Source organism: Streptomyces sp. NPDC053474 (assembly GCF_044544845.1).
Lineage (GTDB): Bacteria > Actinomycetota > Actinomycetes > Streptomycetales > Streptomycetaceae > Streptomyces.
In genome coordinates, this window is sequence record NZ_JBITXV010000014.1 from 28,750 (window position 1) to 46,613 (window position 17,864).

Genomic DNA, 17,864 nt, shown 5'->3' on the forward strand with positions numbered 1-17,864 from the left:
CTAGAGGTGGGCGTATACGTCGCTGAGGGAGATCCCGCGGGCGACCATCATCACCTGCACGTGGTACAGGAGCTGCGAGATCTCCTCGGCGGCGGCTTCCTTGCCCTCGTACTCGGCGGCCATCCACACCTCGGCGGCCTCCTCGACGACCTTCTTGCCGATGGCATGGACGCCCTTGTCCACCAGTTCCGCGGTGCGGGAGGTGGCGGGGTCGCCGTGGGCTGCCTTGTGCTGGAGCTCGGTGAAGAGCTCCTCGAAAGTCTTCTTGGACATGATGCCGCTTACTCTACGCGCCCGCGGTGGCCCGCTCAGCGCCAGGGCTCGGAGACCGTGCGCAGGGTGGCGGCCGTCGCGACGGCCGCCGTGACCGCCTCGTGGCCCTTGTCCTCGCTGGAGCCCTCGATGCCCGCGCGGTCCAGCGCCTGCTCCTCGGTGTCGCAGGTCAGTACGCCGAAGCCGATCGGCACACCGGTGTCGACGGACACCTGGGTGAGGCCCTGGGTGACGCCCTGGCACACGTAGTCGAAGTGCGGGGTGCCCCCGCGGATCACGACGCCGAGGGCCACGATCGCGTCGTAGCCGCGGCCCGCGAGGACCTTGGCGACGACGGGCAGCTCGAAGCTGCCGGGCACGCGCAGCAGGGTCGGCTCGTCGATGCCGAGCTCGTGCAGGGCGCGCAGCGCGCCGTCGACGAGGCCGTCCATGACCTTCTCGTGCCAGAGGGCGGCGATGACGGCGACGCGCAGGTCACCGCAGTTCTTCACGCTCAGTTCGGGGGCACCCTTGCCGCTCACGCGCTTCTCCTAGGGGTGGTGGGGTGGACGGTGGTGGAACGTCACTGGTTGCCGCAGGCGGACATGTCCGTGGCGTCGAGCCAGGGCAGGTCGTGGCCCATGCGGTCGCGCTTGGTGCGCAGATAGCGCAGGTTGTGCTCGCCCGCGGTGACCGGCATGGGCTCGCGGGCGATGACCTTGAGGCCGTGGCGGGTGAGCGCCTCGGTCTTGTCGGGGTTGTTGGTGAGCAGGCGCAGGCTGCGCACGCCGAGGTCGTCGAGGATCTGCGCGCCCGCGCCGTAGTCCCGGGCGTCGGCGGGCAGGCCCAGCTCCAGGTTGGCGTCCAGGGTGTCGCTGCCGCGCTCCTGGAGCTCGTACGCGCGCAGCTTGGACATCAGGCCGATGCCGCGGCCCTCGTGGCCGCGCAGATAGACCACGACGCCGCGCCCCGCGGTGGCGATGCGCCGCATGGACTCCTGGAGCTGCGGGCCGCAGTCGCAGCGCAGGGAGTGGAAGACGTCGCCGGTCAGGCACTCGGAGTGGACGCGCACCAGGACGTCCTCGCCGTCCTGGATGTCGCCGTGGACGAGCGCCACGTGCTCGACGCCGTCGGCCGTGGAGCGGTAGCCGTACGCGGTGAACTCGCCGAAGGCCGTGGGCAGGTGGACCTCGGCCTCGCGGCGCACGGTGGGCTCGGCGGAGCGCCGGTAGTCGATCAGGTCCTCGATGGAGATGATGGTCAGTCCGTGCTTCCGTGCGAAGGGGATCAGCTGGGGCAGGCGCAGCATGCGTCCGTCCTCGCCGGCGATCTCGCAGATGGCCCCGGCCGGGCGCAGGCCCGCGAGCCGGGCCAGGTCGATGGCGGCCTCGGTGTGGCCGTTGCGGGCGAGGACGCCGCCCTCCTTGGCGCGCAGCGGGAAGATGTGGCCGGGGCGGACGAAGTCGTCGGCCTTGGCCTTGCCACTGGCGAGCATCTGGAGGGTGGTGGCGCGGTCGGCGGCGGAGATGCCGGTGGTCACGCCGTGCGCGGGCCCGGCGTCGACGGTCACGGTGAAGGCCGTCCGCATGGACTCGGTGTTGTCCGTGACCATCTGCGGCAGGTCGAGGCGGTCGAGCTCGTCGCCTTCCATGGGGGCGCAGATCAGGCCGCGGCACTCGGTCATCATGAAGGCGACGATCTCGGGGGTCGCCTTCTCGGCGGCGACGACGAGGTCGCCCTCGTTCTCCCGGTTCTCGTCGTCGACGACCACGACGGGGCGGCCCGCGGCGATGTCCCGGACGGCCAGCTCGACGGGGTCGAGGCAGAGGTCCTCGGAGTTGTCGGCCGTGTAGTAGAAGGGGTGCACCGGCCCGGCGTCATCGGGGGCGGCGGGAGGCGTGTGGGTGGTCATGCCGGGACTCCTTCGATGGCGGGCTGCGGCTGCGGAGCGGCGGTGGCGCGGCGGGAGCGCAGCCACCAGTCGCGCAGGCCCCACAGCACGAGGGCGAGGTAGACGACGTACACGAGGCCGGAGAAGGCGAGCCCGCTGGAGAACGCGAGCGGCACCCCGACGACGTCGACGAGCAGCCACGCGAACCAGAACTCGACCAGGCCGCGCGCCTGGGCGACCATCGCGGCGAGCGTGCCGACGAAGATGTAGGCGTCCGGCCAGGGGTTCCAGGAGAGGTCGGGCACGGCGGAGAACAGCGCGCCGACCGCGAGGGTGCCGACGGCGGTGCCGCCGAGGAGCAGTCCGCGCTCCTTCCAGGTGGCGAAGCGGACGGCGATGGAGCCGTCCTGCGCCTTCTGGCTGCCGCGGGTCCACTGCCGCCAGCCCCACACGGCGACGCCGATGACGAGGAGCTGTTTGCCGACGCCGCCGGACAGCTGGGCGGAGGCGTACGCGGCGACGAGGATCACGCCGGACAGGAATTGGGCGGGCCAGGTCCATATCGAGCGGCGCCAGCCGAGGGCGAGGGCGATCAAGCCGATGCTGTTGCCGACCATGTCGGACCACATGATGTGCTGGCCGAAGGCGGTGAAGGCCTCGGCGTTGAGCCAGTCGAAGTGGTTCATCGCGTGGGCTCCTCACTCTGGGAGCGGGTGCCGAGCAGGCGCTCCACGTACTTGGCGATGACGTCGACCTCCAGGTTGACGGGGTCGCCGGGCTGCTTGACGCCGAGCGTGGTGAGCGCGAGCGTCGTGGGGATGAGGCTGACGGTGAAGTAGTCGACTCCGGCGTCGACGACGGTCAGGCTGACGCCGTCGACGGTGATGGAGCCCTTCTCGACCACGTAGCGGGCGAGATCCGCGGGCAGGGAGACCTTCACGATCTCCCAGTTCTCGGAGGCCTTGCGGTCGAGGACGGTGCCGGTGCCGTCCACGTGGCCCTGCACGATGTGGCCGCCGAGGCGGGCGCCCACGGCGGTGGGGCGCTCCAGGTTGACCTTCGAGCCGGGCGCGAGGGCGCCGAGGCTGGAGCGGTTCAGCGTCTCGGCCATCACGTCGGCGGTGAACTCGTCGCCCTCGTGGTCGACGACGGTGAGACACACGCCGTTGACGGCGATGGAGTCGCCGTGCTTCGCGCCGTCGGTGACGACGGGACCGCGCAGGCGGAAGCGGGACGCGTCGGCCAGGGTCTCGACGGCGGTGACTTCGCCCAGCTCTTCGACGATTCCGGTGAACACGCTCAGCGCTCCTTCGGTGCGGGGGTCGCGGTGATCCGCAGATCGGGTCCGATGCGGACGGCCTCGCTCATGTCGAGCCGCAACGCTTCGGTGACGGTGGTGATTCCGCCGCCGGTGAGGGCGGCGGGGCCCGCGCCGAGCAGGGCGGGCGCGAGATAGCCGATGACGCGGTCGACGGCGTCCGCGGCGACGAAGGCGCCCGCGAGCGTCGCGCCGCCTTCGAGCAGGACGGAGCGCACGTCGCGGGCGTGCAGCGCGGCGAGCAGCGCCGTGACGTCCAGGCCGCCCGCGGCGCGCGGCAGGCGCACCGTGTCGGCGCCGGACGGGTGCCGTGCCGCGTCGGTGTCGTCGGCCACCGCGATCAGGGTGGGGGCCGCGTCGTCCAGGACGCGGGCGCCGGGGCGCACGGCGGTGCCGTGGGTGTCGACGACGACCCGCAGCGGCTGCCGGGCGCCTTCGATGCCGCGGACGGCGAGGTGCGGGTCGTCGGCGCGCTGGGTGCCCGCACCGACGACGACGGCGTCGCACTCGGCGCGCAGGCGGTGCACGTCGGCGCGGGACGCGGCGGAGGTGAGCCAGCGGCTGGTGCCGTCGGCGGCGGCGGTGCGGCCGTCGAGCGTGGCGGCGTACTTCCAGGTGACGTGGGGGCGGCCGCGGCGCACGGAGGTGAGCCAGGCGGCGTTGGCCGCCTCGCCCTCGGCGGCGAGCAGGCCCGCCTCGACGTCCACCCCGGCCGCGCGCAGGGTGGCGGCGCCGCCGGTGGCCTGCGGGTTCGGGTCGCCGACCGCGTAGACGACGCGGGTGATCCCGGCGTCGACGAGGGCCTGGGCGCAGGGGCCGGTGCGGCCGGTGTGGTTACAGGGTTCGAGGGTGACGACGGCGGTGGCGCCGCGGGCCTTGTCGCCCGCCGCGCGCAGGGCGTGGACCTCGGCGTGCGGTCCGCCCGCGCGCTGGTGGTAGCCCTCGCCGACGGTGCGTCCCGCGGCGTCGATGATGACGCAGCCGACGACCGGGTTGGGGCTGGTGAAGCCGAGTCCGCGCACGGCGAGTGCGAGCGCGTGCCGCATGGCGGCTGCTTCGGCCTGGGTGGCCACCGGGTCCTCCTGCCTCTTCGGGCACGGACTCCGGGGCGCGTCGATGACGACGACAAGGAACGAGCGGGAACACCGGGAACGCTCGGGGCCGCGGACGCCGGAAGAGACCTGTCCCCTGTCAGGAACAAGCCACTACGGCGGCACGGCACACCAGGGTGTGCCTGCTCGCCGCGCACTGCCTCCCATCCGGACTTTCACCGTCGGTCCAGGAGTTTCACCTGGTCAACCGGCCACTGGAGGTGACCGGGTCGCGGACTATAACCGCCGGTTCGGAATTACACCGACCCCGGAGTGCGCTGCTTTTGGTACGCAGCCAGTGTGCCACGCCCGGTAGCGACCGTGCGGGCCGCCTTCTGTGGGCTGGCTCACAGCGGACGCCGTGCCGCCCGCGATCCGGCCCGGCCGGATCATGTCGCCCCGTTCTGACCGGATTCCGCCGACCGCCGGTCCGGAAATGGCGAATCCCCCTCCGCAACGGGGTTGGTCCATACCTATTGACGCTCTGGTCTAGTCCTTTTAACGTCTGCGTCACTCTGCGGAAAGGCCCGCCCGGTGTGCGCACATCGTGGGCCGACGTCCCCGTCCGTTGTGCGACACCGAGCCTCCCCAGGAGGAACCACGTGCCCACCCCCACCCGCGCGAGAACCACCGCGAGAACCACGCTCCTGGCCACCGGCGCCGCCGTCGCCGGTCTGCTCCTGAGCACGCTCGCCGCCACGACGTCCCAGGCCGCGGACCCCGTGGCCAACGAGTCGTGCAGACCCGACGGCCTCTACAAGACCCCCGGCGTCGACGTCCCCTACTGTTCCGTCTACGACGCCGACGGCCGGGAGAAGATGGGCGCCGACCACCAGCGCCGCGTCATCGGCTACTTCACCGGCTGGCGCACCGGCAAGAACGGCGAGCCCGCCTATCTCGCCTCCGACATCCCCTGGGACAAGGTCACCCACCTCAACTACGCCTTCGCGCACGTCGACAAGGACAACAAGATCTCCGTCGGCTCCGACGGCGAGAAGAACGCCGCCACCGGCATGACGTGGCCGGGCGTCGCGGGCGCCGAGATGGACCCCGGGTTCTCCTACAAGGGCCACTTCAACCTCCTGAACAAGTTCAAGAAGAAGCACCCGAACGTCAAGACCCTCGTCTCCGTGGGCGGTTGGGCCGAGACCGGCGGCTACTTCGGCGACGACGGCAAGCGCGTGAACTCCGGCGGCTTCTACTCGATGGCCACCAACGCCGACGGCTCGGTGAACCAGGCGGGCATCAACACCTTCGCCGAGTCGACCGTCGACTTCATCCGGAAGTACGGCTTCAACGGCGTCGACATCGACTACGAGTACCCGACGACGATGAAGGACGCGGGCAACCCGCTCGACTGGCAGCTCGCCAACGGCCGTCGCGCGGGCCTGGTCAAGAGCTACGCGGCGCTGATGAAGACGCTGCGCGAGAAGCTCGACCGGGCCGGGGCCAGTGACGGCAAGCACTACCTGCTGACCGTCGCCGCGCCCTCCTCCGGCTATCTGCTGCGCGGCATGGAGACCTTCCAGGTCCAGAAGTACCTGGACTACGTCAACATCATGTCGTACGACCTGCACGGCGCCTGGAACGAGCACGTCGGTCCGAACGCCTCGCTCTACGACGACGGCAAGGACAGCGAGCTCGCGGCGGCGGGCGTGTACGGCAGCCAGCAGTACGGCGGCATCGGCTACCTCAACACCGACTGGGCGTACCACTACTTCCGCGGCTCGATGCCCGCGGGGCGCATCAACATCGGCCTTCCGTACTACACGCGCGGCTTCAAGAACGTGCAGGGCGGCACCGACGGCCTGTGGGGCAAGGCGGCCACGACGAACTGCCCGGCCGGCTCCGGGCTCACCAAGTGCGGTGACGGCGCCGTCGGCATCGACAACCTGTGGCACGACAAGGACGACAACGGCAAGGAGTCCCCGGCCGGGTCGAACCCGATGTGGCACGCCAAGAACCTGGAGAAGGGCGTCGTCGGGGACTACGTGACCAAGTACGGCTTCGCCGCCGACACCAAGCTCACCGGCACCTACGCCCGCAAGTACGACGCGAAGCTGGTCGCGCCCTGGCTGTGGAACGCCGACAAGAAGGTGTTCCTGTCCACCGAGGACGAGCAGTCCGTGAAGGCCAAGGCCGACTACGTGGTCGACAAGGGCATCGGCGGCACCATGGTGTGGGAGCTCGCGGGCGACTACGCGTACAACGCCGCCAAGGGCCAGTACGAGATCGGCGACACGCTCACCACGACGATGTACGACACGTTCAAGTCGGCCACCCCCTACGGCGCGAAGGTCGCGGGCAAGGACCTGCCCGCCAAGGCCGTGGACATCGGCGTGGAGTTCGGCGACTTCAAGCTCGGCGACTCCAACTACCCGATCACGCCCAAGCTGAAGATCACCAACAACACGAAGACGACCCTGCCCGGCGGCACGGAGTTCCAGTTCGACTACTCCACCTCGGCCCCCGCCAACGCCTCCGACCAGTCCGGCTTCGGCACGAAGGTGATCAGCACCGGCCACACCGGGAACAACGTGGGCGGCCTGAAGGGCGACTTCCACCGCGTCTCGCTGAAGCTGCCCGCCTGGCAGACCCTGGCGCCCGGCGCGTCCGTGGACCTGTCGTTCAACTACTACCTGCCGGTGTCGACGCCGTCGAACTGGACCGTGAACATCGGCGGTACGACCTACGCGCTCGCCGGTGACCTGGCGCGCGGCACGACAGTGGTCGAGCCCGGCACGGGCCCGGGCCCGACGGATCCGCCCGGCCCGACGGACCCGCCCGGGAAGTGCACCCCGCCCGCGTGGAGCGCGACGTCGGAGTACGGCTCCGGGACCACCGTGTCCCACAAGTCGCACACCTGGAAGGCCAAGTGGTGGACGAAGGGCGACGAGCCCGGCACCACCGGCCAGTGGGGCGTCTGGCAGGACCTGGGAGCCTGCTGACGGCCTGACCCGGGGCACCCGGTGCCCCGCCCCTGACGCCCGGCGGCGGGAAGAAACGCCCTTGCCCCGCCGCCGGGCTTCCCGACAGGGACGCGCCCCGAAGGGGCGCGGGGAACTGCGCGACCAGCCACACGCAACCCGCAGACGCAACACCAGCCCCACCCCAACGGCGCTCACGTAGTGAAAAGCTCCTCCTGCGCCGCGTCCCGCGCCGTGAGCAACGCCCCCCGAAGCACCGCCGCCCCGCCCAACGCACTAGCGCGAACCTCCGTGCGCAACGGCGACATCAGGGCCACCCGCTCGGCCACGCGCGCGGCGAGCACGTCACCGCCCGCCCGTCCCAGCTCGCCCCCGAGCACCACACACCCCGGATCAAGAACGGCCACGACGGACGCCGCGCCGATGGCCACGCGGTCGGCGAGCGCGGTGAGGAACGGCGCGTGGTCCGTCTCCACGGCGTGCCGCACGAGCGCGGCCGCGGGCAGTTCGCCCGGCTCAGGATCCGCCTTCAGACCGTGGTCCGCCGCCAGGTCCGCCACCGCCCCGGACCCGGCCAGCGTGTGGAAGCCGCCGTCGCAGGCGGTCGCCGAGGGCAGCCCGCCGGTGCCGGGCACCGGCAGGAAGCCGATCTCCCCGGTGCCGCCGGACGCGCCCCTGCGCAGCGCCCCGTCCAGGACGACGGCCGCGCCCGTGCCCGCGCCGAGCCACAGGAGCACGAAGGTGTCGCGGTCGTGCGCGGCGCCGTCGCGCTGCTCGGCGCGGGCGGCGAGGTTGGTCTCGTTCTCCACCAGGACGCGTGCGGGGAGCCGGTCCGTCAGGGCCGTCACCAGGCGGCGGTGCCAGGCGGGCAGGCCCGCCGAGTCGCGCAGGTCGCCGGTCGCCGGGTCGATCAGGCCCGGGGCGCCCACCCCGACGGTGTGCAGCCGCGTGGCCCCGGCCGTGGCCGCGGTGCGCTCGACGAGGGCGACGGCCCGCTCGACGGCGGGCCCGGTGCCCGTGCCGTCGTCCACGGGGAGCGAGGCTTCGGCGAGCGAGGTGCCGAGCAGATCGGCGACGACGACGGTGACGCTCTCGGTACGGACGTCCAGCGCGGCCAGCTGGGCGCGGTCGGCGACGATGCCGTACAGGCGCGCGTTCGGGCCCCGGCGCCGCTCCCCCGCCTCGCCGACGACCGCGATCAGGCCACAGGCGCGAAGCCGCTCCACGAGGTCGGCGACGGAGGGCCGGGACAACCCCGTGAGCTGCTTCAACTGCCCTGCCGTCAAGGGGCCTTCGCTTTGCAGGAGGCGCAGCGCGAGCCGGTCGTTGATGGCCCGAGCGGTGCTCGGTGATGCGGGCATGGCCGGATCCTTCCACAGCGCTCGGGTCGGTCCGCCGGGGCGGCGGTCGCGATGCGCGCGATATGCGGTTCCCTGACCCTCTTCTATCAGGCAGGGTTCCTGATAGTTTACTGCGGCGGTCCCGGAGGGGACCGTGGAGGGGTGGAGCGGATGAGTGAGGGGCAGGGCCAAGTGGTTTACAGCAAGCGCCAGTTGAGCAGGGCGCGGCTCGCGGTCGCGGTCATCTTCTGTGTGCACGGCTCGGTCGCCGGGTCGTTCGCGACCCGGGTGCCGTGGATCCAGGACCACGCGGACGTCAGCGCGGGCATGCTCGGCCTCGCGCTGGCCTTCCCGGCGATCGGCGCGTCCCTCGCGATGCCCCTCGCGGGCTGGCTGAGCCATCGCTTCGGCGTGCGGACGGCGCTGCGCGCGCTGCTCGCGCTGTGGACGCTCGCGCTCACGCTCCCCGCGCTCGCGCCGAACCTGCCCACGCTGTGCGCGGCGCTCTTCGTGTACGGCGCGACGTCGGGCATGGCGGACGTCGCGATGAACGCGCTCGGCGTCGAGATCGAGAACCGCATGGAGAAGTCCATCATGTCGGGCCTGCACGGCATGTGGAGCGTCGGCGCCCTGATCGGCTCGGCGGGCGGCACGGTCGCGGCGCACCTGGGCGCGGACGCCCGGGCGCACCACGCGCTCGCGGCGGCCGTGCTCACCACGGCCGGTCTGATCGCCTGTCAGGGCGTGCTCGAACTGGGCGCGGCCCCGGACGACGACCCGCCGCCGCGCTTCGCCCTGCCGCCGAAGTCGGCGCTGCTCATCGGCGCGGTCGGGTTCTGCGCGGTGTTCGCCGAGGGCGCCAGCCTCGACTGGTCGGCGGTGTACCTCAAGGACGTGCTCGACTCCTCGGCCGGTCTGGCCGCCGCGTGCACGACCGGCTTCACGCTGACGATGGCGATCGCCCGCCTCGTGGGCGACAAGGTGGTCGACCGGTACGGCTCGGTGCGCACGGTGCGGGTCGGCGGGCTGCTCGCCGCGGTCGGCGGCCTGTGCGTGGTGACGGCGCCGCACGCGGCCCTCGCCATGACCGGCTTCGCGCTGATGGGCCTCGGCATCGCCGTCGTCGTGCCGCTGGCGTTCGCCGCGGCCGGGCGCAGCGGCCCCAACCCCAGCCAGGCCATCGCGGGCGTCGCCACCATCACCTACACCTCCAGCCTGATCGCGCCGTCGGCGATCGGCACGCTCGCCGACGCGACGAGCCTGGTCGCCTCCTTCACCCTGGTCACCGCGCTCGCCTGCGGGCTGATGGTGTTCGCCGGGGTGCTGCGCACGGCCGGGCGGACGCCCGTGCAGGCGCCCGCCCCGCAGACCGAGGCGGTGGACCGCAAGGGCTGAGGCGCCCTCACCCGGCGATGGAGTCCAGCTGCTCCGCCGCGGGCCGCAGCTCCCACAGGTCGCCGCCGGGCGGGTCCTGGAGCTTCGGCACCGCGGCCCGCGCCGCCCGCTCGCCCGCGTCGGCGGCCGCGTGCACGACGTCGGCCGCCGCGTACCGGCGGAAGTCCAGCTCGGGGTGCGGCCACGGCCGCTCGCCGGTGGCGGCGGGCAGCAGATAGCGGACGGCCCCGCCCAGGCTCTGCCCGGCGGGGCCCCGGTGGGCCCAGAGGTCCACGCCCACGTGTCGGCCGACGTCGGCGAGGCGCGCGTAGGCGACCAGGTCGAAGGTCGAGTAGTGCCAGCTGCGGGTGCGGGCGAGCTCCTGCGGCTGGCTGCCGTCGGCGGCGATCTGCGGGTCGACGCGCCGGGCGCGCGCGTCGCGGACGGTCCGGCGGGCGAGGGCGTCGTCGCCGGTGGCCCGGGCGAGGGCGGCGAGTTGCAGGTCGTAGAAGGTGCCGTGGTTGTTCTTCGCGGCGCCTTCCTGCTCGCCGAAGTCGCTGTGCGCCAGCCAGTCGCGGAAGTCCTTGTTCCAGTCGGTCATCCGCGCCCGGTCGGTCCGGGTCCAGCCGGGCGCACCGGCGGCGAGGATCGCCTGGGCGTCCAGGACGCTCGTGTACGACTGCGAGAAGTCGATGATGCCGATGGCCCGGCCGTCGTACCGGCAGGGGATGAACTGCCCGTGGTCGAGGCGCGGGTTCATCCGGGTCGCCGGGTCGAGGAACCAGGTGCGCAGGACGGTCGCGGCGTGTTCGGCGTACGCGCGCTCGCCCGTGTAGTACCAGGCGAGGGACAGCTCGTAGCTGGAGTCGAAGACGTTCTCCGCGTCCCGGCGGTCGGTGCCGGTGTCGACCTCGGGGTTGCGTTCGCCGTCGCGCTGCTCGTACGGGCAGCCCCAGGGGTTCTCGGGGGTCCTCGGCCCGGTCGGCCACCAGTAGGGGGCCTGGCTCAGATAGTCGTGCGGGTCGCCGCCGGGCGCGGGCCTCGGCTTGTCGACGACGGTCCAGGGGCCCTGGCCCAGCCAGCGGTCCGCGCGGGCCGTGAGGTCGCGCAGGGCGCGGCGCGGCCGGGGGTCGCCCCGGTCGAGGCGGCGCTTGGCCTCGGCGAGCCGGTGACCGTCGAGGACGACGGTGTCGGGGACCTCGGGCCGCGGGGCGGCCGCGGCGGGGGCGGCCAGGGGCACTGCGGCGAGGACCACCGCCGCGAGCAGGGCACCTATGAAGGAGCGGGCTGTCATGGCACTCCAATCAGATACATGAACATGGTTCATAGACCTGGCCGGGACACCGTACCGGAAGGAACCGAGGAGCCCTACCCGCCGGGACCCGGCAGCCGTACCGGAAGCCGCCGGGGAGAAGTCGCACTTATGTCGCACTAACATGTCGACGCTGATCGTCGACATGACGACACAGCTCGTCCCCCCGCGACGACACGGCCCGTCCCCCGCGACGGCACAGCTCGTCCCGCGCACAGAAAGCGAACTCACCATGGATCTCGGCGTGCGCTGGAGGCTGCACGGCGATGGGCGCACCCCCGCGCCCGGGGCCGTCGTCCGACCCGACGAACGGCTCTCGTGGCCCCGGACGTTCGGGCTCGGCGCCCAGCACGTGGTGGCGATGTTCGGGGCGTCGTTCGTCGCCCCGGTGCTCATGGGCCTCGACCCGAACCTCGCGATCATGATGTCGGGCGTCGCGACCGTCATCTTCCTGCTCGCCACGCGCGGCCGGGTGCCCAGCTACCTCGGCTGCTCGCTGTCCTTCGTGGGCGTGGCGGCCGTGATCCGCGCCCAGGGCGGCTCCAGCGCCACGGTGACGGGCGCGGTGTTCGTGGTGGGCGCGGCGCTGTTCGTGGTGGGGCTCGCCGTGCAGCGGTTCGGCGCGCGGATCATCCACGCGGCGATGCCGCCGATCGTCACCGGCGCGGTCGTCATGCTGATCGGCTTCAACCTCGCCCCGGTGACGGCCTCGACCTACTGGCCGCAGGACCAGTGGACGGCCCTGTGCGTCATGCTGTTCACCGGATTGGCCGTGGTGTGCCTGCGAGGCTTCTGGTCCCGGGTCGCGATCTTCCTCGGCCTGCTCTTCGGCTACGCGCTGTCCTGGGTCCTCGACTCGGTCTTCGGCAAGATCCACTCGGCGGACGGCTCCGGCAAGGTCACCGACCACTGGCGCCTGGACCTGTCCGCGGTCGGCGACGCGGACTGGATCGGCCTGCCTACCTTCCACGGCCCGAGCTTCGAGTGGTCGGCGATCCTCGTCGCGCTCCCCGTCGTGATCGCCCTGGTCGCAGAGAACGCGGGCCACGTCAAGGCGGTCGGCGAGATGACCGGCGACTCCCTCGACGACAAGCTCGGCACCGCGATCTCCGCGGACGGCGCGGCGTCCATGCTGTCCACGGCGGTCGGCGGCCCGCCCAACACCACGTACTCCGAGAACATCGGCGTGATGGCCGCGACCCGCGTCTACTCCACGGCCGCGTACTGGGCGGCCGCCGCGTTCGCGCTGCTCTTCGGCCTGTGCCCGAAGTTCGGCGCGGTCGTCGCCGCGATCCCCGGCGGGGTGCTCGGCGGCATCACCGTCATCCTGTACGGCATGATCGGCCTGCTCGGCGCCCAGATCTGGATCAACGCCGACGTCGACCTGCGCAATCCGCTGAACCTGGTCCCGGCCGCCGCGGGCATCATCATCGGCGTCGGCAACGTCTCACTGAAGTTCACCGACACCTTCTCCCTGAGCGGCATCGCCCTCGGCACCATCGTGGTGATCACCGGCTACCACGTGCTGCGCGCCTTCGCCCCCGCCCACCTCAAGTCCCAGGAGCCGCTGCTCGACTCGGGGACGTCGTCGTACGACGAGCAGGAGGACGGGCGGGGCACCGGCGGCTCCCCCGGTCAGCCGCGCGCCAAGTCGTAGGCGTACTCCGGCGAGAAGGTGCCGGGCCTGCCCCGGCAGCCGTCCGACTCCCCGGGCAGCTTGACCCAGAGATAGGCGTCGATGCGGGCCGCGCCGGTGCGCAGCGTGGGCGGGCGGCCGACGCTGCGCCCCGCGGGGTCGCACCACCGGCCGTCCGCCGGGGCGCCGTTGCCGTTGCGGCTGGTGTCGATGACGGCGCCGAGGCCGCGCGGCCCGCCGAGGGCGGTGAGGACCCGGCGCGCGTACGCCACTTCGGCGGCGGTGCGGTGGAAGTTGGACACGTTCGTGAACACGCCGTCCGACGAGGCGGGGGACGCCGCGCCCGCCCGGCGCAGCGCGGCCGCCTGCCGCTCGGCCCGGTGCCAGCCCGAGTGCCCGCCGTCGTAGTAGACGCGCGCCGCGGGGTTCGCCCGCTTCAGGACGGCGCCCGCGCGGGCCAGCGCCGCGAACCGCCGCGACCGCTCGCCCGGAGAGAGGCAATCGGCGAGCGCGACGGCGTCCGGCTCCAGGATGACGACGACCTCACGGGAGCCGAGTCCCGCCGCGAACCGCTCGATCCACCGGGCGTACGCGGCGAGGCGCGGCACGCCGCCCCGCGAGGGGCCGCCGCAGTCGCGGTTCGGGATCGCGTACGCGACGAGGACCGGCACCCGGTCGCCCGCCCGGTCCGTCACCGCCCGCACCTGTGCCGTGACGGCCCACGGCCTGGGGTCGGTGAACCAGACGGCGGCGGGCCGGGCGGCGATCCGGGACGCGATCAGCGGGCTTCTGGGGTCGTCCCGGTGCGCCCGCACCCACGCGACGACCTGCGCGCCCTCGTACCGGTACAGCCGTCCGGCACCGGCCGCCGCGCCCCCTCCCGGCCGCGACGGCCGCGACGGCCGCGCCGACGCCGCGTGCCCCGACGGCGCCGGACCCGACCGCGGCCCCTCCACGGCCTCGGTCCGGCCCGGCCCGTCGTCCCCGGCCACGGTCACCGCCCCGGCCAGCACCCCGGCGGCCACCACCAGGGCCGCCGTCGCCGCGATCCCGCCGAGCCCGCGCCACCGCCCGCCCCGGCCGCGCGCACGTGTCTCCCCCACGTCCCGCTCCCCCCTCGTACCGCTTCCCCCAGGGTCCGTCGCGGGCCGTTCCCCCGTTCTGGGGAAGCGCCCGCCCGGCGGACCCGTGCGCAAGGCTAGGGCTGGGACCCTGCCCCCATGGCGCGGTTGGAGCGGTTGGCCGAGTGCACTCACCCGGCGCACGGAGTGGACGTGGTGGCGCACGGAGTGGACGCGGTGGTGGCGCGCATGCGCGCCCTTGACAGGACGTGGCCGCGCCGGGACGGCGTCGCGGTCTTCAACCGCGTGTACCTCGCGGTGACTCAGGAGGTCGGCCGACAGGTCGGCGCGGGCGCGTTCCCGGACGTCGAGGCCGCGGTCACGCTGGACGTCCGCTTCGCCGAGCGCTATCTGGCGGCCGTGGACGCGGTGGCCGCCGACCGGCGCCCGCCCGCCTGCTGGCGTCCGCTGTTCCAGCTCCGGCGGCATCCGGGCGTACGGCCGCTGCAGTTCGCCCTCGCGGGTGTCAACGCGCACATCGGGCACGACCTGGCGCTCGCCGTCGTCGACACCTGCCGTGCCCTCGGCTGCGAACCGGCGGACCTGGAGGACGAGTTCGACCGCGTGGGCGACATCCTCGTGTCGCTGGAGGAGCGCGTCCGCGAAGAGCTGATGCCGGGCCCCGACGTGTTCCAGGTCGCCGATCCGCTGACCCATCTGCTGGGCTCCTGGAGCCTGGAGCGGGCCCGGGACAGCGCCTGGTCGACGGCGCGCGCCCTGTGGGCACTGCGCCAACTCCCCGCCGTCGCAGAGGAGTTGCGCGAGCGCCTCGACGGGGCGGTGGGCCTGGTGGGGCGGATGCTGCTCACACCGCTGCCCGACTGACGCCGGGCCGATCCGGCCAGGCCCTGAGCGGACGCGCCGGAACCGCCGCGCGTGCGCCGTACGGTGAACCGGCCACGGCGATCTCCCCCGCAGGAGGACAGCGATGACGACCCGACTGGGCCTCGGCCTGCCGCAGCTGAAGTGGGCGGACCTCGGGCGCGACGTCCCGGACGTGGCGCGCTTCGCCGAGCGGACCGGCTTCGACAGCCTGTGGGTCTTCGAGCGCGTCCTGTTCCCCGAACCCGCGTCGCACGGCCTGTACGGCGTCCCGGGCCTGCCCTGGCCCGACGACTACCGCTCGGTCGCCGACCCCCTGGTCACGCTGGCCCTCGCCGCGACGGCCACCGAGCGGGCCCGGCTCGGCACCAGCGTCCTGGTGGCCCCGCTGCACGTGCCCTTCCAGCTGGCCCGCTCGCTGGCCTCGCTCGACGCGGCCAGCGGCGGCCGGGTCGTCGCGGGCCTCGGCACCGGCTGGTCCGTGGACGAGTACGCGGCCGCCGCGGTCGCCCCCTTCGAGCGGCGCGGCGCGGTGCTCGACGAGGTCATCGACGTGTGCCGCGCGGTGTGGGGCCCCGACCCGGTGGCGCACGAGGGCGAGCTGTCGCGGATCGTGCCGTCGGAGGTCGGCCCGAAGCCCGCGCGGCCCATCCCGATCCTGCTGCCCGCGAACAGCCCGCGCGCGCTGCGCCGCCTGGTGGACCGGGCGGACGGCTGGATGCCGATCGGCGCGGGCGCCGACAAGCTCGCCGGGCAGTGGCAGCGGGTCCGCGAGGTGGCCGTCGAGCGCGGCCGCGCGGAGCCCGTCCGGTCCGTCCTGCGTGTGAACCCCCGGTACACCCCCAAGGCCTACGACGGCGCCGACCGCGCGCCGTTCCGGGGCAGCGTCGAGCAGATCGCCGAGGACCTGGCCGCGCACGCCGCGGTGGGCCTCGACGAGATCTTCCTCGACATCCAGACCCATGTGCGCGACGCGCAGGAGCTCAAGGACGTCGCCGCCGAGCTGTACGCGGCGGCGCGGGCCGCGGGGGTGTAGCGCGGCCCCGGGGCCCCGCGCTCGCCACGCGGGGCCCCGGTCGGCCTCAGTCCTCCGGCAGCTCGACCGGCGCGATGTCCTCGTAGAGGTCGCCGGGGCCGGGGTTCGTCGGGTCCGTGGTGCCGCCGAGGTGGTGCATGACGCCCCACACGGCGTTCAGGGCGGTCGTCACGGCGCCCTCGGCCCAGCCCGCCGTCCAGGAGATGTCGTCGCCCGCGAGGAAGATGCCGCGCTTGTCCTCGGGGAGGCTGTCCTGCATGAAGTGCGTGAACAGGCGCCGCTGGTAGCGGTAGTGGCCCGGCAGGTTGGCCTTGAACGCGCCCATGAAGTAGGGCTCGTTCTCCCAGGACACGGTCACCGGGTTGCCGATGATGTGCTTGCGGATGTCGACCTTCGGGTAGATCTCGCCGAGCGACTTGAGCATGACGTCCATGCGCTCGTTCGCCGACAGGGGCAGCCACTTCAGGCTGTCGTCGCACCAGGTGTACGAGAGGCAGATGACGGCGGGCTTGTCCGGGCCGTCGTCGAGCAGGTAGGTGCCGCGCGTCATCCGGTCGGTGAGCGTCATCGACATGACGTCACGCCCGGTCTCCTCGTCCTTGTCCAGCCAGAACGGCCGGTCCACCGGCACGAAGAGCTTGCTGGACTCCATGTAGTGGGTGCGCTCCATCGCCGTCCAGTGGTCGATGGGGAACAGCGAGTCGTCGCACTCGATCTTGGAGAGCAGCATCCAGGACTGCGCGGTGAAGATCGCCGCCCGGTAGGTGCGGATGTCGCCGTTCGCGTCGGTCACCGTGATGTGGTTGCCCGCGGTGCGGTGCAGCCGGGTCACGGCGGGCTTCGGCGCGCGGCCCTCGTGCAGCTCGGCCAGGGAGGTGCCGAGCGGCCAGTGCGTGATCTTCTGCGGCTCGCGCTCCCACAGGCGAAGCGGCAGCTGCTGGGAGCCGCCGACGATGCCGCGGTGGTGGTCGTCCGCCTCCGTGTAGACCACGCGGAGGATCTCCAGGATGCTGTTGGGAAAATCGGTGTCCCAGCCGCCGGTGCCGAAGCCGACCTGGCCGAAGATCTCGCGGTGCCGGAAGGACTTGAAGGCCTCGGACTCGCAGAGGAAGCCGTAGAAGGTCTGGTTGTCGAGCTTCTCGACGAGCTTCGCCCAGATCTCGCGGATGCGCGGCACGTCGCGCTCGCGCAGCGCGCGGTTCATGTCGGAGAAGTCCGCGCCCTCCTCCAGGCAGTCGCTCCACGCCTTCGCCACGTCGCGGTAGACCTGCGGCAGGTCGGCGACGGTCTCGGCGTAGTGCGACTCGCCCTTGAGGTCGACGACGGTCGAGGGCGTCGCCTCGGCGAGGGGGTTGGGGAACGGCCGCGTCTCAAGGCCCACCAGGTCGATGTAGTGCTGGAGCGCCGTCGAGGACGGCGGGAAGCGCATCGCGCCCATCTCGGCGGTCAGCGACGGGTCGCAGCCCTCGAAGCCGACGGTGCGCAGGCGGCCGCCGATCTGGTCGGCCTCGTACACGACGGGCTTGAGGCCCATCTTCATCAGCTCGTACGCCGCCACGATGCCGGACAGGCCGCCGCCGATGACGGCGACCTCGGTGCCGAGCTCGGTCGCGGGTATCTGCCCGAGCCCCGCCGGGTGGGCGAGGAAGTCGTCGTACGCGTACGGGAAGTCCGGCCCGAACATGGTGATGGGCGGCTGCGCGTCGGTGTGCTGGACGGCGGTGGGCACCGTGGACGTCATGGG

General features: G+C 72.9%; 15 protein-coding genes and 1 riboswitch. Of the genes, 5 read left to right on the forward strand and 10 right to left on the reverse strand.

The window, feature by feature from the left end; genetic code table 11:
* Genes ACIG3E_RS29715 through ribD form a run of 6 tightly spaced genes read right to left on the reverse strand, consistent with a single transcriptional unit; the run spans position 1 to position 4,507 of the window.
* Positions 1 to 273 carry a phosphoribosyl-ATP diphosphatase gene (locus ACIG3E_RS29715; RefSeq protein WP_030674739.1) on the reverse strand — a complete coding sequence of 91 codons (273 nt, stop codon included), beginning with the start codon at positions 271 to 273 and terminating at the stop codon, positions 1 to 3.
* A gap of 35 nt (positions 274 to 308) precedes the next feature.
* Positions 309 to 794 carry a 6,7-dimethyl-8-ribityllumazine synthase gene (gene ribH / locus ACIG3E_RS29720; RefSeq protein ID WP_138958531.1) on the reverse strand — a complete coding sequence of 162 codons (486 nt, stop codon included), beginning with the start codon at positions 792 to 794 and terminating at the stop codon, positions 309 to 311.
* A 41-nt stretch (positions 795 to 835) separates the two neighbouring features.
* Positions 836 to 2,164, reverse strand: a complete 1,329-nt coding sequence (locus ACIG3E_RS29725) for a bifunctional 3,4-dihydroxy-2-butanone-4-phosphate synthase/GTP cyclohydrolase II (RefSeq protein WP_399622608.1) — start codon at positions 2,162 to 2,164, stop codon at positions 836 to 838.
* Complete coding sequence (locus ACIG3E_RS29730; protein WP_399622609.1) at positions 2,161 to 2,829, reverse strand: nicotinamide riboside transporter PnuC; 669 nt, start codon at positions 2,827 to 2,829, stop codon at positions 2,161 to 2,163. The genes ACIG3E_RS29725 and ACIG3E_RS29730 overlap by 4 nt, the downstream gene beginning before the upstream one ends.
* Positions 2,826 to 3,440 carry a riboflavin synthase gene (locus ACIG3E_RS29735; RefSeq protein WP_399622611.1) on the reverse strand — a complete coding sequence of 205 codons (615 nt, stop codon included), beginning with the start codon at positions 3,438 to 3,440 and terminating at the stop codon, positions 2,826 to 2,828. The genes ACIG3E_RS29730 and ACIG3E_RS29735 overlap by 4 nt, the downstream gene beginning before the upstream one ends.
* 2 nt (positions 3,441 to 3,442) lie before the next feature.
* On the reverse strand, positions 3,443 to 4,507 hold the full coding sequence (gene ribD, locus ACIG3E_RS29740; RefSeq protein WP_399622857.1) for a bifunctional diaminohydroxyphosphoribosylaminopyrimidine deaminase/5-amino-6-(5-phosphoribosylamino)uracil reductase RibD: 1,065 nt from the start codon (positions 4,505 to 4,507) through the stop codon (positions 3,443 to 3,445).
* Positions 4,508 to 4,702: 195 nt separating this feature from the next.
* A riboswitch (FMN riboswitch) is annotated at positions 4,703 to 4,833 on the reverse strand.
* Positions 4,834 to 5,154: 321 nt separating this feature from the next.
* Between ribD and ACIG3E_RS29745 the strand changes: the two genes are divergently transcribed.
* Positions 5,155 to 7,500: a chitinase C-terminal domain-containing protein gene (locus ACIG3E_RS29745; RefSeq protein ID WP_399622612.1), complete on the forward strand. Its 2,346-nt coding sequence runs from the start codon at positions 5,155 to 5,157 to the stop codon at positions 7,498 to 7,500.
* 173 nt (positions 7,501 to 7,673) lie between these two features.
* On the opposite strand, the gene ACIG3E_RS29750 is transcribed toward ACIG3E_RS29745, so the two are convergent.
* Positions 7,674 to 8,840 carry an ROK family transcriptional regulator gene (locus ACIG3E_RS29750; RefSeq protein ID WP_399622613.1) on the reverse strand — a complete coding sequence of 389 codons (1,167 nt, stop codon included), beginning with the start codon at positions 8,838 to 8,840 and terminating at the stop codon, positions 7,674 to 7,676.
* A 150-nt stretch (positions 8,841 to 8,990) separates the two neighbouring features.
* Here ACIG3E_RS29750 and ACIG3E_RS29755 point away from each other — a divergent pair, with 150 nt between their 5' ends.
* Positions 8,991 to 10,214 (forward strand): MFS transporter, encoded by a 1,224-nt coding sequence (locus ACIG3E_RS29755; protein WP_399622615.1) that lies wholly within the window; start codon positions 8,991 to 8,993, stop codon positions 10,212 to 10,214.
* A gap of 7 nt (positions 10,215 to 10,221) precedes the next feature.
* Here the strand turns inward: ACIG3E_RS29755 and ACIG3E_RS29760 are convergent, their stop codons facing one another.
* Positions 10,222 to 11,487, reverse strand: coding sequence for an alginate lyase family protein (locus tag ACIG3E_RS29760; protein ID WP_399622617.1), 1,266 nt, complete (start codon positions 11,485 to 11,487; stop codon positions 10,222 to 10,224).
* Between the two features lie 250 nt (positions 11,488 to 11,737).
* On the opposite strand from ACIG3E_RS29760, the gene ACIG3E_RS29765 reads away from it, so the two are divergent.
* Complete coding sequence (locus tag ACIG3E_RS29765; RefSeq protein ID WP_399622858.1) at positions 11,738 to 13,162, forward strand: uracil-xanthine permease family protein; 1,425 nt, start codon at positions 11,738 to 11,740, stop codon at positions 13,160 to 13,162.
* Here the strand turns inward: ACIG3E_RS29765 and ACIG3E_RS29770 are convergent.
* Entirely contained in the window at positions 13,141 to 14,190 is a 1,050-nt protein-coding gene (locus ACIG3E_RS29770; RefSeq protein ID WP_399622859.1) for a glycoside hydrolase family 6 protein, read from the reverse strand. The two genes, ACIG3E_RS29765 and ACIG3E_RS29770, sit on opposite strands and share 22 nt — an antisense overlap.
* Before the next feature lie 240 nt (positions 14,191 to 14,430).
* On the opposite strand from ACIG3E_RS29770, the gene ACIG3E_RS29775 reads away from it, so the two are divergent.
* Both ACIG3E_RS29775 and ACIG3E_RS29780 read left to right on the forward strand, forming a co-directional pair.
* On the forward strand, positions 14,431 to 15,087 hold the full coding sequence (locus tag ACIG3E_RS29775) for a DUF5995 family protein (protein ID WP_399622860.1): 657 nt from the start codon (positions 14,431 to 14,433) through the stop codon (positions 15,085 to 15,087).
* A gap of 103 nt (positions 15,088 to 15,190) precedes the next feature.
* Positions 15,191 to 16,120, forward strand: a complete 930-nt coding sequence (locus ACIG3E_RS29780) for an LLM class F420-dependent oxidoreductase (protein WP_399622618.1) — start codon at positions 15,191 to 15,193, stop codon at positions 16,118 to 16,120.
* Positions 16,121 to 16,166: 46 nt separating this feature from the next.
* Here ACIG3E_RS29780 and ACIG3E_RS29785 read toward each other — a convergent pair whose 3' ends face one another.
* Positions 16,167 to 17,861 (reverse strand): flavin monoamine oxidase family protein, encoded by a 1,695-nt coding sequence (locus tag ACIG3E_RS29785; RefSeq protein ID WP_399622619.1) that lies wholly within the window; start codon positions 17,859 to 17,861, stop codon positions 16,167 to 16,169.
* Positions 17,862 to 17,864 lie beyond the last annotated feature (3 nt).